This is a genomic window from Rhizobium sp. 1399, assembly GCF_031455475.1.
Classification (GTDB): Bacteria; Pseudomonadota; Alphaproteobacteria; order Rhizobiales; family Rhizobiaceae; genus Rhizobium.
In genome coordinates, this window is sequence record NZ_JAVDSU010000011.1 from 84,836 (window position 1) to 98,948 (window position 14,113).

Below are 14,113 nucleotides of genomic sequence, written 5' to 3' on the forward strand. Positions count from 1 at the left end.
ATCAAAATTTTCAGGATGACGGTAACAAACACGTGGCCCCGTGCGTAGAGGTGAGTAGCGGATGAAATATTCGGCCCGCGAAGAGGAATGGGCAGCCTGGATGCGCGCGGCAATCGCCGGCGACGCGCTGGCCTATGACCGTTTCCTGAAGGCCGTGACACCCTATCTGCGTTCGATTGCGCGCAGGCGCTGCGACCAGTTCGGTGCCCCGCCGAGCGAGGTGGAAGACGTGGTGCAGGAAGTTCTGCTGGCAGTGCACCTGAAGCGCGGGACCTGGGATATTTCGCGGCCGATCGGCCCTTGGCTGTCCACTATCGTGCGCAACAAGCTGATTGACAGCCTGCGCCGGCGTGGCCGCCATGTCAGCGTGCCGATCGAGGATGTGATGGAAACGCTGGAAGCCGACCACCAGGAGGATGGCGCCGACCGCATCGACGTCGACCGCATGCTGGAAGGCCTGCGCGACCCGCAGCGCGAAATCGTGCGGTCGATCTCGCTCGGCGGCGCCGGTATCCGCGAAACGGCCGACCGGCTACAGATGACGGAAGGCGCCGTGCGAGTGGCGCTGCACAGGGCGCTCAAAGGATTGGCGGCCCTCTATCGGAGCAACACGCGTGAAAACGGATGACCTGATCAACATGCTGGCAAAGGATGCGCGCGTTCGCATCCGCTTTGGCCGCGTCTTCATGATCGCACTGGTCATCGGCGTGGTGATTTCAGCCGCACTTCTCATCTCCACCATCGGCATCCGCAGAAACATGGCCGAGATGATCGAGACGCCGCGGGTCCTTTTCAAGCTCGGCACCACCCTGCTGATCGCCGTGACGGCCACCCGCCTCGCCTTCCGGATCGGCAAACCGGGCGTCTCGCTGCGCTCGGCGGCCCTGACGCTCATCCTGCCGCTGGCGGTTCTGATTGCCGGCATCGTGACCGAACTCCTCGTCGTGCCGCAGGCGAACTGGGCAAGCAGCATGGAGGGGCATTTCTCCGCCTTCTGCCTGTTCTACGTGCCGACCCTTTCGATCGCGCCGCTTGCCGCTATCCTCTATTCGGTCCGCCAGGGCGCCCCCGAAAGTCCGGGCACGGCGGGTGCGGTGGCAGGTCTTGCCGCCGGCGGCATTGCGGCCGCCATCTATGCCTGGCACTGCCCCGACGACAGCCCGCTGTTTCTGGCGACATGGTATTCGATCGGCATCCTGGTCGCGACGGCAACCGGATTCCTGCTGGGCAGAAAAATCCTCCGCTGGTAGCGACGCACGACGCTCTAACGCGTCCGCTTGCCCGTCAGCGCCTGCCAGGCAAGCCGCAGCGTATCGAGGCGGGAGCGAATGCGCTCCTGTTGCGGGATGGCCAGCCGGTTGCGAAAATCGGCAAGCGCCTGGGCTTCAAGCCTGCTTCCGAGTTTTTCCGGCAGATGCGGCACGGGTGCGCCCGTCAGCCGGTCGATGACAGTCCAGTCGTCGCCGTTCCGGCGCTCGATGTCGTAACGGTTCATTGCAGTCAGGATATCTCTAAATTAGGGGTGTGGATCACAAGAAAGCGGTTTTCCCAGCGACATGCAATCGGCAAAATGTGAGTGAACGTCAGAAAATACGCTCATGGTCAAAATTGCGTTGCCAAAGCGTGATGTCATGCGTTCGATTTCGCCGTTCTCGTCTTGCCGAGGCGCTTGCGCACCTTTGCGGGCCTGGCCTTCAACTCGGCCTCCGCATATTTCAAATCCATGAGAGGTAGGGGCTTGGTGTTGATCGTGGCGATCTCAGCCTCGAGCGTGTTCAGACCCACGATGATCTCGTCGAACATTCTTGCTTCCCCGTGTCTTGCTTCCATACGCCCGTCCTCCCCTACGGTTCACCTCGCAGGCGCTACGGTAGCATCCGACAAAATGGCAGACCAATCCCACATTGGAGCTAACCCGAATGAACCTCATTTACCGTCTTTTCGCCATCGTCGCGACATGCATTGATAGCAATACGGGCTTAAGATGCTTTGAGCGTTGGGAAACCAATTCCTGGAGGATAACCATGCACGAGATGACGCCATCGGAAATGCTGAGAGATCCGCTGATCCGCCAGATGCTTCGCGCCGACAAGATCAGCCTGGCATCCTTTGCGGCCCTGCTCGATGCTGCCGCCCGTCAGCACGCCCGTCCTGCAAACGACAGCAGCTTTGCGACGTCGAAGATGCCGGATAGCTGGAGCGTCGATGCCGCGGCCTATATCTGATTGACCCTTTTTTGCCGATGCCCGTCCGACTCCGGGCACCCCTGAGGCCCGCTCCCAAGTGAGCGGGTCCTTTTTATTTGCGAAGGCGCGAGCCTCGAAAGTCTTCTTGAAATCCGCCGATTTGTCTCAAACGCCTGATGATGAAGGCGGCAGGCCCTCATGCATGCCTGCCGCCTCCCACCTCCGAGCGTCCGCCGCCTAGCGCTCCAGGAGGGAGGGCCACCATAGCCCGGCATTGTGGCCTTTCGGGCAGTTTGCCCTGAAGATATTCCCGGTGTCGTCTGGCGGTCACATCACCCATCTGGAGCAGCGGGATTGCTTTCGGGCATATGTCGTTGAAAGCGTTGGAGGAGATTAGGCCGCACCTGTGGATAAGCTGTGGAAACCCTGTGGATTGCAGGCCGCATGCGGGCGTAGTCCGGCACCTGGCGTTGCCATTTCGTTCCAAATGCGGTCTTCTGAACCTGCTTGCCATCGGCCTCCGCCGCAACTGACGCCGATGCAGCCACAGGGCGCTCCGACATCAGGTCGTAGAGCGCCCTTTCTTTTGCCCGCGGCAAATAAGTCACGTGCTCAACATTCACGCATTCCGCAATTCCGAATTTCATAATTCACGCGTATAGTGTGTTGGAGGGTCTCAATCTCCGTGCCTTGAGGGGTCGAGGACAATGAACTGGAACACGTCATCGGCATTCGCGCCGGTCGGGCTGGTTTTGCGCGGTCGGGAAACGCACACCGTCGTGCGTACGCTCGGCGACGCCGCATACCTGCTGATCCGGGACTGGCCTTTCGATGATGGCGAGGAATATATGATCGCCGTCAAAGCCTGCATCGACGCCATCTGTGGAGACGTTGCCCCGGAGCAATTCCGGGAAGCGTTTTTGCGCGCCGCAGACGAGGCGGGCATCGCCGCGCTGACGATTGTCCATTGATCGGCGTCCATTGAGGCAAAAGACATAGGCTGCATTGATTTTCTCGGCAAAACCGTCATCTGCTGACGGCGGCGCGATGACGCGCGCAGGTTCGACGATCCGAGAAGCAATGAAGACAGCAGCACTCATTGGCACAATCGCCTTCATGGCCTTCGCGGGGGCGGCTGTCGCGCAGTCGAGTGTTACTACCTCCCTGCCACGACCGGATTACGTCGCCGTTATGCAGGCGCTCGACAAAGACGGCAAGAAAGTCGATCCGACCGTCACGATTGTCCATCACAACGGTATATTTCTGAGCGAGACGCTGCGAGGTGGACGGACGAGCATCGGCTTCGGACCGGATGAGACGAAGCCGGTCCTGCGCTGGAGCAGGCAGGCGGACGGTGAGATCACGTATATCGAGCTTCTCCTTCGTGACCGGAAACCGGATGCCACGCAGACAGAAGCGCCTCAGGCGCTCGCAGAGGTTTCTACCATTGCCGGAGAGCACTGCACATGGCGCGAAACGGCGAGCAAATCGCCCTCGCCCGGGACATTCATAGCGCGGGACCAGAACTGCGTCACCGAGGACGGCATCGTCATCGAAACACGGCTGCTCGCTCCGAATGACGTGCCGATCTATCACACCCGCCTCGCCAGCCTCGACCGCCGCGCCATCGCCCCTGCGGAGATCTACCCGCCATCGCAGATACTGACATCGGAATTCTGGCTCAGGCCGGTCCACAGCCAGAATGCCGATCCTTCCCAACCCGATTTCGACATCACGCTGGAGACCATAGGCGGCTCGACGATCCGCCTGTTGCGCCATTATCCCTGGCACTATCGGGAACAACGGGACCGTGGCGGCTCCCTTCGCATCACAATCTGGAACAAGCTCGAAGCGCAAGGCATCTCCTACCAGCAGGCAGGCGGCTATCGCAGGCTCACGGCGAGGCGTCCGGCAGACGATGGCTCTGCCTCGTTCAAATTCAATGACACGACCGGGAAGGTTTCGCTCGGCAAGGCCGAGACAATCCAGGGCGAGAGCTGCGAATGGTTTGATCTGATGCCGGGGATTCAGGACGCCGGAAACAGGGAATGCCTCACAGGCGACGGGCTGCCGCTCAAGCTTGATATCAGCGGAATGAATTTGGCTTTCCCCTACACCGCCACATCAGTCCGCCGTCGCCCTGTCGCTCTCTCGGAGATGCGCTTGCCAGCCGAAGCCTTTTCGCTGGACGAATGGGGATTGCCTGCGGTGCGGTAGCGCCTATAGCGCTCCGCATGTTAAATGCTTCTGCCCAAGTCCTTGGGCAGGAAAGACTTTCTCTTTCTCTCCCAACAAAACCAGTCATTCACCGCGCAGACGCGCGGTGGTTGGATTCCTGTGACAAGCATAGGAAAGAGGGAGAAAAAGATACGCCCTGTCCTAACATCACAGCGAAGCCTCGTAAAAATCGCCTTGCATCCAAGCGACAGCATAAAGACATAGGAAATACGCATACCCGGTGTCGCAATCAGCCCGGCACTTTCGTCTTAAGGCAGAACTCCTTCTTTCAGATATGGATATAGGAACGCCATGACCAGTGAACCCTTGCTTTCAGAGATCGAAGAACAGGCCGAACTGCCGGTCGAAGACCATAGTGCCCGCAACAGGCTGGTGATCGGCCTGCTGCTCGTCTCCGCCTTCGTGGTCATCCTCAACGAAACCATCATGGGTGTGGCGATCCCGCACCTGATGGCCGATCTGAAGATTCCGGCGAGCTCCGCCCAATGGCTGACCTCGGCCTTCATGCTCACCATGGCCACCGTCATCCCCGTAACAGGCTATCTCCTGCAGCGGCTGAACACGCGTCCGGTCTTCATCCTCGCCATGTCGCTCTTTTCCGCCGGCACGCTGGTTTCGGCCCTTGCCCCCGGCTTCCCCATGCTGGTCGTCGGCCGCATCGTCCAGGCCTCGGGCACGGCGATCATGATGCCACTGCTGATGACGACGATCATGAATCTCGTGCCGCCGCATTCGCGCGGCAAGACGATGGGCAATATCTCGATCGTCATATCCGTGGCGCCCGCTATCGGCCCGACGATCTCGGGCCTCATCCTCTCTTCACTCGACTGGCGCTGGCTCTTCCTGCTGGTGTTGCCCATCGCGCTTGCGGCTCTCGCGCTCGGCGCCTCGAAAATCGAAAACGTCACCGTGCCGTCGAAGGCGCCGCTCGATGTTATCTCGGTCGTACTCTCGGCCATCGGCTTCGGCAGTTTCGTCTTCGGCATCAGCGAGCTCGGTGCGCCCGAAGCGAGTGCGACGCCGCTCGATCCCCGCCTCATGCTTGTTGCCGGTGCCGCCGTCATCGCCATCTTCGTCTGGCGGCAGCTTCATCTCCAGAAGCACGAGCGGGCGCTGCTGGACCTGCGCACCCTCCAGACGAAGACCTTCACGATCGCCGCCGGCATGATGGCGATACTGATGATGTCGATGTTCGGCGTCTTCATCCTCATACCGATCTACCTCTTGTCCGTACTCGGGCAGACGACCTTGACGGCCGGCCTGCTGCTTCTGCCCGGCGGCCTGATCATGGGCCTCTGTGCCCCCTTCGTCGGCAGGCTGTTCGACCGCTACGGCCCTGCCCGTCTGGTCATTCCTGGCGCACTCCTGTTCAGTTCCGTCATGTGGGGCCTGACCTTCCTCACCGTCACGACGCCGATTTGGGTCGTACTCTGCTTGCACATCGTGATGAGCATCGGCCTTGCCCTGATGTTCACGCCGCTCTTCACCGTCAGCCTCGGCTCGCTGCCGCCGAAACTCTATTCCCACGGCAGCGCCATCATCGGCACCACCCAGCAGGTCGCCGGTGCCGCAGGCACCACGCTCTACGTCGCCATCATGACCTGGCGCGCAGGCATCCTGACTCAAGGGGAAGCAGATGCCGCAACGGCAACCGTCGGCGGCATGCAGTCCGCCTTCTTCGTCGGCGCACTGATCTCGCTGGCAGCGGTCGTGGCTTCCCTTTACGTGAGACGCCCGCCCAACCAGCCCGAGGGACAGCCGATGGGAGGGCATTGAACGCTTCTGACGAGCCTAGCGCGCGTAATAGCCTGGCTGGTCGAGATCATCGAGGAGGCTTCGGCAGGTTGGCTGCCAGCCGAGCAACCAGCGCGTATGGGCGCTGGAGGCCGCCATGTTCGTTGACGCCATAGTGGCAAACCAGCCGAAATGTTCGCGGGGGCGAGACTCCACCGGCAGGCCGAGCTGGCGTCCGATCACCTCGGCGATCCGCCGGAACGGCACCGCCTCATCGGCGACAGCATGATAAGCAGCTTCGGTCACGCCGCTTTCGAGCGCCAGGCGGTAAAGACGCGCCGCGTCCAGCCGGTGCACGCCCGACCAGCAATTCCCTCCATCGTCAGGATAGGCGGATACGCCTGTCTCCCGGGCGATGCCTGCGAGGATCGGGACGAAGCCATAATCGCCGATACCGTGCACGCTCGGGGCAAGACGTACCGTGGCCGCGCGTATCCCCTGCCCGGCAAGTACCCGGGCGGCGGCTTCCGATTTACGAGGAGATGCCGGGTTCGGCAGGTCCGCTTCCGTGGCACCGAGCGGAAAGCCCAGCAGGCCGGATGTGACGATGAGCGGACGATCCGATCCGGCAAGCGCGCTTCCGAGCACATGGATCGCGCGCTCATCCTGCGCCGCATTGTCGAGGAATTTCGAGAAGTCGTGGTTGAAGGCGGTATGGATCACCGCATCGGCCTTGGACGCGGCCTCGCCGAGAAGGTCGAGATCATCGAGCGATCCCGGAACGAGCTTTGCGCCGATGACCGCAATGGCCTTGGCTTTTGCGATCGAGCGGACCAGCCCGCTGACCTTGTGACCGGCGCGGATCAGTTCCTCGACGATGGCAGTGCCGACCCAGCCGGTCGCACCCGTTACGAATATGTGCATTGAAAATCTCCATGACGGGGCGCCCGATCGGGCAGCCCTGTTTGAGGTTAGGGTGGTTGTGCGGGAAATAGTCGAAGTCAGGCCATGCGCATCGACAGCTCGATGTCGTCGGCAAACGGCGTGGACATGTATCCGCCTGCAGGCGAACGGACATGGTCGAGATATTGGGGGCAGTAATCGGCATCGTCGGCAATGACGAGCGCGCCGGGCCGAAGCCGGCCTTCGACCAGCGCCAGCACCTCTGGATAAAGCGACTTCGCCCCGTCAAGCAGAAGCAGGTCGATACTATCAGGAAGATCGGTCCTCAATGTCTGGAGCGCATCGCCTTCGCGGATCTCGACGAGATCGGCAAGGCCGCCTTCGGCAAGGTTCTGTCGCGCCCGCGCGACCTTGGAAACCTCGAATTCGCTGCTGATCAGCCGCCCGCCGCCATTGTCGCGAAGGGCAGCGGCAAGATAGAGCGTCGAAATGCCGAAGGACGTGCCGAATTCGACGATGGTCCTGGCATTGGTGCTGCGCACCAGCATGTAGAGCAGCTCTCCGGTCTGGCGCGAAACGGGCAGCCACAGGTCTTTCATGCGTTCGTAGAAATCGAGATATTCGGTCTTGCTGTGCATGAGCCGTTCCCGCTCATCGCGGGAGAGCGCGGCCATGGCCGGGCTGGTGGCCTTGTCGGCCTCGGCAAACAGTTGATCGAGAAGCGGCGCGAGCGGTGCGCTTGCGAGAGTGTTCATCAGAGAAATCCTTCATTTCGGATGGCTTGCTTTCGAAATGAAAATACGAATAATCCGTCGCATTCGCTAATCGCATTTGCGGAGCGCCGGTATGGCCGATCGTCCAAGCCGCGGAATTTCTTCAAGAAAAGCACCGCGACAAGCGCGCTCGAACGAGCTCGTAAACGCCATTCTGCAGGCCGCTGTTCAGGTTTTGGCTCAGGAAGGCGCGCAGCGTTTCACGACTGCCCGGGTGGCCGAAAGGGCGGGCGTCAGCGTCGGCTCGCTCTACCAATATTTCCCCAACAAGGCCGCCATCCTGTTCCGGCTGCAGAGCGACGAATGGCGGCAGACGTCACATCTGCTGGGCGAAGTCTTGAACGACGACGCCCGCCCGCCCCTCGACCGGCTGCGGTCCCTCGTCCACACCTTCATTCGCTCCGAATGCGAGGAAGCCGCCGTCCGGGTGGCGCTGAACGATGCGGCACCCCTCTATCGCGACGCCCCGGAAGCGCAGGAGGCACGCCAGGCCGACGACCCCATTATCGAGCAGTTCATGCGCGAAGCGCTGCCAAACGCATCGGACGCAATCCGGACCATGGCCGGAGACCTCGTCATGACGACGATGAGCACGGTCGGAAAGGAATTTTCCGAGGCAGCGCATGACGAGAGCGAGATCTCAGCCTTCGCTGACGCGATGGCGGACATGTTCTGCGCCTACCTCCGCAGCCTGGGCTAACGATTGGGGCCGCCCACCGGCTCAATGGTACGTCACAACGGGCTCGAACATCCTTTGCAGGAAGGAGCGCTGCGCCGTCTGCGCATATTCCCGGGGAATGTCGTGCCCACATTCGAAGACGTGGAGCATGACCGGCACTCCGGCGTCGGACAGCGCATCGGAGAACAGTTCGGCCTGGGCAACGGGAGCACGCTCATCGAGCCTTCCGTGCAACAATAAGGTTTCCGCCCGGATTTTCGGCGCGTGATGCAGAGCCGAGCGGGCCAGGAAGGCTTCGCTCGACAGGCCGGCTTCCTGCTCGATCGCCCACCGCAAGCCTTTCGAACTGGCCTCATAGACCGCCTTGAGGTCGTAGACCCCACTGCGCAGAATGACGGCTCTGAGATCCGGAATCTGGGCCGCGACCATGGCCGAGGCGACCGCTCCCCGGCTGTTGCCATAGAGAACGATACGATCAGGATCGACGCAAGGCTGCTCCTGCAGGAAGGAGAGTGCGGCCATGATCGCCCGCTGGGTGTTCGGGCCGCAGAAATCCGCCGGTCCATCAGAAGCCCCGAAACCCGGCTGCGAGACCGCCGCCGCGGTGATATTCAAACGGGAACAGAACCGAAGCAGCGTGCCGGTATCGACCGCCTCTTTCGCGCCGATGAGACGGCCGCCCTGATTGCCGTGGACGAACAGAATGGCGCCAGCAGGCGTTTTGCTCTCGGGCTGAGCTTGAAAAAGCTCTACATTTGCCCCGTCACCCCTATCGATGAGATGTCGTGTCACATCAGGCATTTTCACCCTCGCATTCACGTCCAACGATGAGACCAGACAGGAGGCGAACCTCACCACTGAGGCCGCCTGCCGCTCTGCCCGGCAAAACTCGCATATGCGGAGAGGCAAGTCTCCCATAAATTTCCCCGGGATTTGTCGGCATGTTGTCGCGTGCTTCGTCCTCAGGCCGAGATCTGGCCCTGATGGCGCGGATCACCACGAGGAGAGACACCCATGAGAAAGATCATCGCTTCCACATTCGTCAGCCTCGACGGCGTCATGCAGGCGCCCGGCGGCCCTGACGAGGACCCCGTCAACGGTTTCAGGTTTGGTGGCTGGGTATTCCCCTATGCGGACGACACGATGGGATCCGTGATCGGCGAGCTCTTCGCAAAGCCCTTTGCCCTGCTGCTCGGCCGCAGGACCTATGACATCTTCGCCGCCTACTGGCCCTATCAGGACGACGACATCGCCAGGGCCTTCAATCCCGCTGTGAAATATGTCGCGACGCATCGGCCTGAAACCCTCACCTGGCAGAATTCGCAATCGCTTGGACCCGACATCGTCGCGGCATTGCGCAAGATCAAACAGGAGGACGGGCCGGACCTGCTCATCCAGGGATCGGGCAATCTCATCCAGACCCTGCTTGCCAACGAGCTGATCGACGAAATGACCGTGCTGACCTTCCCGCTGCTCCTCGGCAAGGGAAAGCGGCTGTTCGAGGGCGGCGCGGCGCCGGGTGCCCTCAAGCTCACGAGATCGGTGGTGTCGAGCACCGGCATCGTCGTCGCGACCTATGAGCGGAACGGCGCAGTCCAGACCGGCTCGTTCGCGTCCGATCAACCGTCCGAGGCCGAGCTCGAACGCCGCCGGACCTGGCAGTAGCCGTGCCGCCAGCGGCAGGACAAAACGCCGACGACAGTCATTCGCGCGCGACGCATTGTCCTCGATAGGCCCTGAGTTGTTCAATCAGACATCCCACCTTCGCGAAAAACGAGTTCCAGCAGAATGGCGCCAGGTGTGCGCACGAAGAGGCGCCGTTCGCCGAGTTCGGCGAGATCCATGGTGGAATAGGGAATTTCGTTCCTGTCGAGCTTCTGCCGAAAGGCCTCATAGCATTCGAGGCGGAAGCCGATATGGTCGATTGTCTCTGCGTCCCGGCCGACGGCCCTGCCGCCGCCGGGAATGAGGTGAACGATCGGCCCATCGCGACTGTAGAGCCAGTAGCCGGCAAAGCCGAAATCCGGACGGTAGCCGACCGTCAGCCCCAGCAGATCCTGCAGGAACTGCCTTGTCCCTTCCAGATCCGCCGTGCGTAACGTCACATGGTCGAGCTGCATGGCATCACCCGATCGCCCCGCCGCCATCGACACGTACCGTCGATCCTGTGGCAAAAGGCGTCACCATCAGGAAGAGCACGGCATTGGCAATATCGGAGGCCTGCCCGACCGTCTTTGCCGGCAGGCTGCCAGCGACGCGCTCGAACATCGCATTGCGGTTGCCCTCATCCATCTTCGACCAGAGCGGCGTGTCGATCATTCCGGGCGAAACCGCATTGACCCTGACCGGTGACAATTCCAGCGCCAGACCCCGCGCCAGCGATTCCAACGCCGCATTGATCGCCCCCTGCAGTACCGACGAAGCAGACGGGCGCTCGCTGAGGAAGCCGGAAATGAAGGTCAGCGTGCCGCGCTCGGCAAGGCGGGCAGCGCGTGCAACGCGATAGGCGCCCCAGAACTTGCTGTCCATGGCGCGCGCCGCATCATCGAGCGGAAGCTTGCGCACCGGCCCGCTTGCCGTCTGAGCCGCGGAAATGACGATATGATCCCAAGTGGCGTGAGCGGCAAAGAATGCCTCGACGCTGGCATTGTCGCCCGTATCCAGAACTGCCGTCTCGACCTTCTCGCTAATCGACCGGGCTGCTTCAGCAAGCTTTTCGGCAGAGCGCGAGGCAATCGTCACCTCTGCACCCGCGGTAGCAGCCTGTTGCGCAACGGCAAGGCCGATGCCGGAGCTTCCGCCGACGACGAGAACGCGTTGTTTGGCCAGGGATATCATCTGCTCTCTCCAATTTGCGGCGATCCCGCCGTGGTTTCGATGAGGAGAAGCTAGCGCGACAACACTCTTGCCGGAATAGGTGTTGTTGTCGACTATCTCTTGCGATATCAGCAAGAATATGAGCGACAATTTCCTCGACATGCTCGTCTTCGTGCGCGTGGTTCAGGCCGGCAGTCTCTCGGGCGCGGCCCGCGAGCTGAACTTCTCGCTGACCGTCGTCAGCCGCAAGCTGTCTCGACTGGAAGAGAGGCTGGGCGTCCGTCTCGTCAACAGAACGACGCGCTCCCTGTCTCTTACCGAAGAAGGCGCGCGCTTCTACGAACGCTGCACAAAAATCCTCACCGAGATCGACGATGCCGAAACCGAGGCGACGAGCGGCAGGGATAGGGCAAGTGGCCTTTTGAAAGTAACCGCCACCTATGCCTTCGGCCGCCGCTGGCTCGCGCCGATCCTGCATGAATTCCAGCAGGCCCATCCCGATCTCACCGTCCATCTCGATACCGAGGATGGCCTGGTGAACATCGTCGAGGCCGGCTACGATCTCGCGGTTCGTTTCGGCGCACTGTCCGATTCCAGCCTGATCGCCCGGCAGATCGCCCCCAACCGTCGTGTCATCTGCGCCTCCCCCGCCTATCTCGATCGCCGCGGCCGCCCCGAGGTGATCGACGATCTGCTCACCCACGACGTCATCGCCTTCGGAGACCCGCCCAACACGCACTGGACCTTTGCGGATGGGCGCAGTGCCAATGTCACGGCCAGGCTCACCACCAACAATGGCGAGCTCGCGCATCGCTGGGCGCTGCTCGGCGCCGGGCTCGTGCTGAAGTCGATCTGGGATGTGAAGGACGATATCGACAGCGGCGCGTTGGAGCTCGTTTTGCCGGAGGCGAAACTGCCCGCCGCCCCGATCCACGTCGTCTTCCCTCACAGCCGGTTGGCCGCAGCCAAAGTCCGCCTCTGCATCGATTTCCTGTCGCAGCGGCTGCGCAAGGCATCGCCGGCAGAAGTGTCGACGGATCACGGCTGATCTGTCGAAAAAGTGATTTCGTTCCAACCACTTCTGCCTTATCTGAGCTTGCCAGACACAGGGAATGCCCATCTTCTGCCCGATTGTTGGCGCTTTAGTCAGCCAATGCCCCCACACAGACTGCCCGCACGCGCTGGCCCCAAGACTGCGCGGCGAGACAGTGTTTCAATCAGGTTTCAAGGACGCCAGAATGCCGCTGAAAACATCTTCCCGCTGGATTGCACCGCTCGCCGGTCTACTGGCGCTCTCGGGAAGTGCAATTGCCGTGCGTGCCGAGCCGCTGCCGGCGCCGCCCGTCACGCAGGCCAGCCCGAAGCCCAACTATACGGTTCCGGCCCGCCGCCCCGCGCATATCGTCCGGCAGGATACGGGCGCGTCGCTGTCGGCGCTTTTTGATTCAGTCAGCGGCAATCAGGCCAAGGTGCTGAATGAAATGGGCGGCCTGACTGTTTCGATGAATAACGACATCGCCGATGCGGTCGAGGCCTATTACGCCCAGCCGAAGGCAAAGCTCATCTGGGTCGACGGCAAGGGACCGACCCCCAAGGCCGCACAGGCCCTGAGCCTTCTGAAACAGGCCGACGACTGGGGATTGAATGCCGGCGACTATGCCGTTGCCCCGCCTCAAGGATCGGATCGCGCGAGAGCACTGGCCGAGTTCGAAGCCTCCCTCTCAGCCAAGATGCTGATGTTCCTGCAGGATAATTTCCGCGGTCGCATCGATCCCAACAAGCTGTCCAACTATTATGATTTCAAGCGCAAGCCGGTCGATCTGAAGGGCACGATCGCCCAGCTCTCGGCCACGCCGGACCTGATGGTGGTCTTCGACCGCCTGCTGCCGAGCAACCCGAAGTTTGCCCAGCTCGCGGCCGAACTGCACTACCTGCGCACATCAGGCCAGGGCGGCGATAGCGCCGCCAACATCAACAAGGTGATCGTGGCTATGGAGGAAATGCGCTGGCTGCCGCAGGAATTTCCCGAGCGCTACGTCTTCATCAACCAGCCGGCCTACATGGCCTACTATTATGAAAACAGCACGCTGACGCTGTCGATGAAGGCCGTGATCGGCCAGCAGGACCACCAGACGAATTTCTTCGACGCCTCGATCAAGACGGTGGAATTCAACCCTGACTGGGGCGTGCCGCAATCGATCATCCGCAACGAGATGTTGCCGCACCTGAAGCGCGATCCTGCCTACCTGGACAAGGAAGGCTACGTGGTTTCGGTCAAGGGCAAGACGATGCCGTCCGCCAAGGTCGACTGGTCGCAGCCGCTCGAAAATATCGGCGTCGTCCAGCCGCCAGGTGCTGACAATGCGCTCGGCCAGCTGAAGATCCTCTTCCCGAATTCGCACGACATCTACATGCACGACACTCCCGCCCGCGGTAAATTCGCCTCGCAGGACCGTATGTTCAGCCATGGCTGCGTGCGTCTGGAAAACCCGAAGGCGATGGCCGCCGCTGTCCTGAAGACCTCGGTCGAATTCGTCGATCAGCAGATCGCCGACGGTGCAAAGAAGGACATGCCGGTGCCGGAACAGGTTTCGGTCTACGTCTCCTATTTCACCGCATGGCCGACAGACGATGGCGTCGTCCACTATTTCGACGACATCTACGGCCGTGATGCCGAGACCTTGACGGCGATTTCGGCAACGACTGCGAGCCGCGCTCAATCCTAAAGAGAGAGACAATCAAGACCTGAGCCGAGGGCCTTGCTGCGCAAGCAGACGGCGAAA

18 protein-coding genes are annotated in these 14,113 nt (G+C 61.5%); 10 read left to right on the top strand and 8 right to left on the bottom strand.

Translation table 11 applies throughout. From position 1 onward, the window contains the following. Positions 1-61: 61 nt before the first annotated feature. Both J2X71_RS27975 and J2X71_RS27980 read left to right on the top strand, forming a co-directional pair. Positions 62-628 (top strand): sigma-70 family RNA polymerase sigma factor, encoded by a 567-nt coding sequence (locus tag J2X71_RS27975; protein ID WP_310387313.1) that lies wholly within the window; start codon positions 62-64, stop codon positions 626-628. Further along, positions 615-1,250 (top strand): DUF1109 domain-containing protein, encoded by a 636-nt coding sequence (locus J2X71_RS27980; RefSeq protein ID WP_310387315.1) that lies wholly within the window; start codon positions 615-617, stop codon positions 1,248-1,250. The genes J2X71_RS27975 and J2X71_RS27980 overlap by 14 nt, the downstream gene beginning before the upstream one ends. A 14-nt stretch (positions 1,251-1,264) precedes the next feature. On the opposite strand, the gene J2X71_RS27985 is transcribed toward J2X71_RS27980, so the two are convergent. Continuing rightward, positions 1,265-1,495, bottom strand: a complete 231-nt coding sequence (locus J2X71_RS27985) for a hypothetical protein (protein WP_113323897.1) — start codon at positions 1,493-1,495, stop codon at positions 1,265-1,267. Positions 1,496-1,629: 134 nt separating this feature from the next. Next, entirely contained in the window at positions 1,630-1,803 is a 174-nt protein-coding gene (locus tag J2X71_RS27990; protein ID WP_310387318.1) for a hypothetical protein, read from the bottom strand. 221 nt (positions 1,804-2,024) lie between these two features. On the opposite strand from J2X71_RS27990, the gene J2X71_RS27995 reads away from it, so the two are divergent. Then, positions 2,025-2,225 (top strand): hypothetical protein, encoded by a 201-nt coding sequence (locus tag J2X71_RS27995; protein ID WP_113323899.1) that lies wholly within the window; start codon positions 2,025-2,027, stop codon positions 2,223-2,225. Positions 2,226-2,518: 293 nt separating this feature from the next. On the opposite strand, the gene J2X71_RS28000 is transcribed toward J2X71_RS27995, so the two are convergent. After that, entirely contained in the window at positions 2,519-2,833 is a 315-nt protein-coding gene (locus J2X71_RS28000; RefSeq protein ID WP_310387320.1) for a hypothetical protein, read from the bottom strand. Between the two features lie 60 nt (positions 2,834-2,893). Here J2X71_RS28000 and J2X71_RS28005 point away from each other — a divergent pair, with 60 nt between their 5' ends. The 3 genes from J2X71_RS28005 to J2X71_RS28015 all read left to right on the top strand — a co-directional run bounded on the left by J2X71_RS28005 (position 2,894) and on the right by J2X71_RS28015 (position 6,200). After that, positions 2,894-3,157: a DUF982 domain-containing protein gene (locus J2X71_RS28005; RefSeq protein WP_007817636.1), complete on the top strand. Its 264-nt coding sequence runs from the start codon at positions 2,894-2,896 to the stop codon at positions 3,155-3,157. 109 nt (positions 3,158-3,266) lie between these two features. Beyond that, on the top strand, positions 3,267-4,403 hold the full coding sequence (locus tag J2X71_RS28010; protein ID WP_310387323.1) for a hypothetical protein: 1,137 nt from the start codon (positions 3,267-3,269) through the stop codon (positions 4,401-4,403). Between the two features lie 312 nt (positions 4,404-4,715). Next, positions 4,716-6,200 carry an MDR family MFS transporter gene (locus J2X71_RS28015; protein WP_310387324.1) on the top strand — a complete coding sequence of 495 codons (1,485 nt, stop codon included), beginning with the start codon at positions 4,716-4,718 and terminating at the stop codon, positions 6,198-6,200. A gap of 15 nt (positions 6,201-6,215) precedes the next feature. Here J2X71_RS28015 and J2X71_RS28020 read toward each other — a convergent pair whose 3' ends face one another. Both J2X71_RS28020 and J2X71_RS28025 read right to left on the bottom strand, forming a co-directional pair. Further along, positions 6,216-7,082: an SDR family oxidoreductase gene (locus tag J2X71_RS28020; RefSeq protein ID WP_310387326.1), complete on the bottom strand. Its 867-nt coding sequence runs from the start codon at positions 7,080-7,082 to the stop codon at positions 6,216-6,218. A 77-nt stretch (positions 7,083-7,159) separates the two neighbouring features. Further along, complete coding sequence (locus tag J2X71_RS28025) at positions 7,160-7,816, bottom strand: class I SAM-dependent methyltransferase (RefSeq protein WP_310387328.1); 657 nt, start codon at positions 7,814-7,816, stop codon at positions 7,160-7,162. Between the two features lie 91 nt (positions 7,817-7,907). Here J2X71_RS28025 and J2X71_RS28030 point away from each other — a divergent pair, with 91 nt between their 5' ends. Next, entirely contained in the window at positions 7,908-8,534 is a 627-nt protein-coding gene (locus J2X71_RS28030) for a TetR family transcriptional regulator (protein WP_310387329.1), read from the top strand. Between the two features lie 21 nt (positions 8,535-8,555). On the opposite strand, the gene J2X71_RS28035 is transcribed toward J2X71_RS28030, so the two are convergent. After that, complete coding sequence (locus tag J2X71_RS28035; protein WP_310387331.1) at positions 8,556-9,314, bottom strand: prolyl oligopeptidase family serine peptidase; 759 nt, start codon at positions 9,312-9,314, stop codon at positions 8,556-8,558. A 213-nt stretch (positions 9,315-9,527) separates the two neighbouring features. On the opposite strand from J2X71_RS28035, the gene J2X71_RS28040 reads away from it, so the two are divergent. Continuing rightward, positions 9,528-10,178: a dihydrofolate reductase family protein gene (locus J2X71_RS28040; protein WP_310387334.1), complete on the top strand. Its 651-nt coding sequence runs from the start codon at positions 9,528-9,530 to the stop codon at positions 10,176-10,178. 80 nt (positions 10,179-10,258) lie between these two features. Here J2X71_RS28040 and J2X71_RS28045 read toward each other — a convergent pair whose 3' ends face one another. Both J2X71_RS28045 and J2X71_RS28050 read right to left on the bottom strand, forming a co-directional pair. Beyond that, positions 10,259-10,660, bottom strand: a complete 402-nt coding sequence (locus J2X71_RS28045) for a VOC family protein (RefSeq protein WP_310387583.1) — start codon at positions 10,658-10,660, stop codon at positions 10,259-10,261. Beyond that, positions 10,638-11,351, bottom strand: a complete 714-nt coding sequence (locus J2X71_RS28050; protein WP_310387336.1) for an SDR family oxidoreductase — start codon at positions 11,349-11,351, stop codon at positions 10,638-10,640. Before J2X71_RS28050 ends, J2X71_RS28045 begins: the two co-directional genes overlap by 23 nt. Before the next feature lie 85 nt (positions 11,352-11,436). On the opposite strand from J2X71_RS28050, the gene J2X71_RS28055 reads away from it, so the two are divergent. Both J2X71_RS28055 and J2X71_RS28060 read left to right on the top strand, forming a co-directional pair. After that, the gene (locus J2X71_RS28055; RefSeq protein WP_310387338.1) at positions 11,437-12,378 is read left to right on the top strand and encodes a LysR family transcriptional regulator; all 942 of its coding nucleotides are present in this window, start codon (positions 11,437-11,439) and stop codon (positions 12,376-12,378) included. A 190-nt stretch (positions 12,379-12,568) separates the two neighbouring features. Beyond that, positions 12,569-14,056 carry a L,D-transpeptidase family protein gene (locus tag J2X71_RS28060; protein ID WP_310387339.1) on the top strand — a complete coding sequence of 496 codons (1,488 nt, stop codon included), beginning with the start codon at positions 12,569-12,571 and terminating at the stop codon, positions 14,054-14,056. Positions 14,057-14,113: the final 57 nt, after the last annotated feature.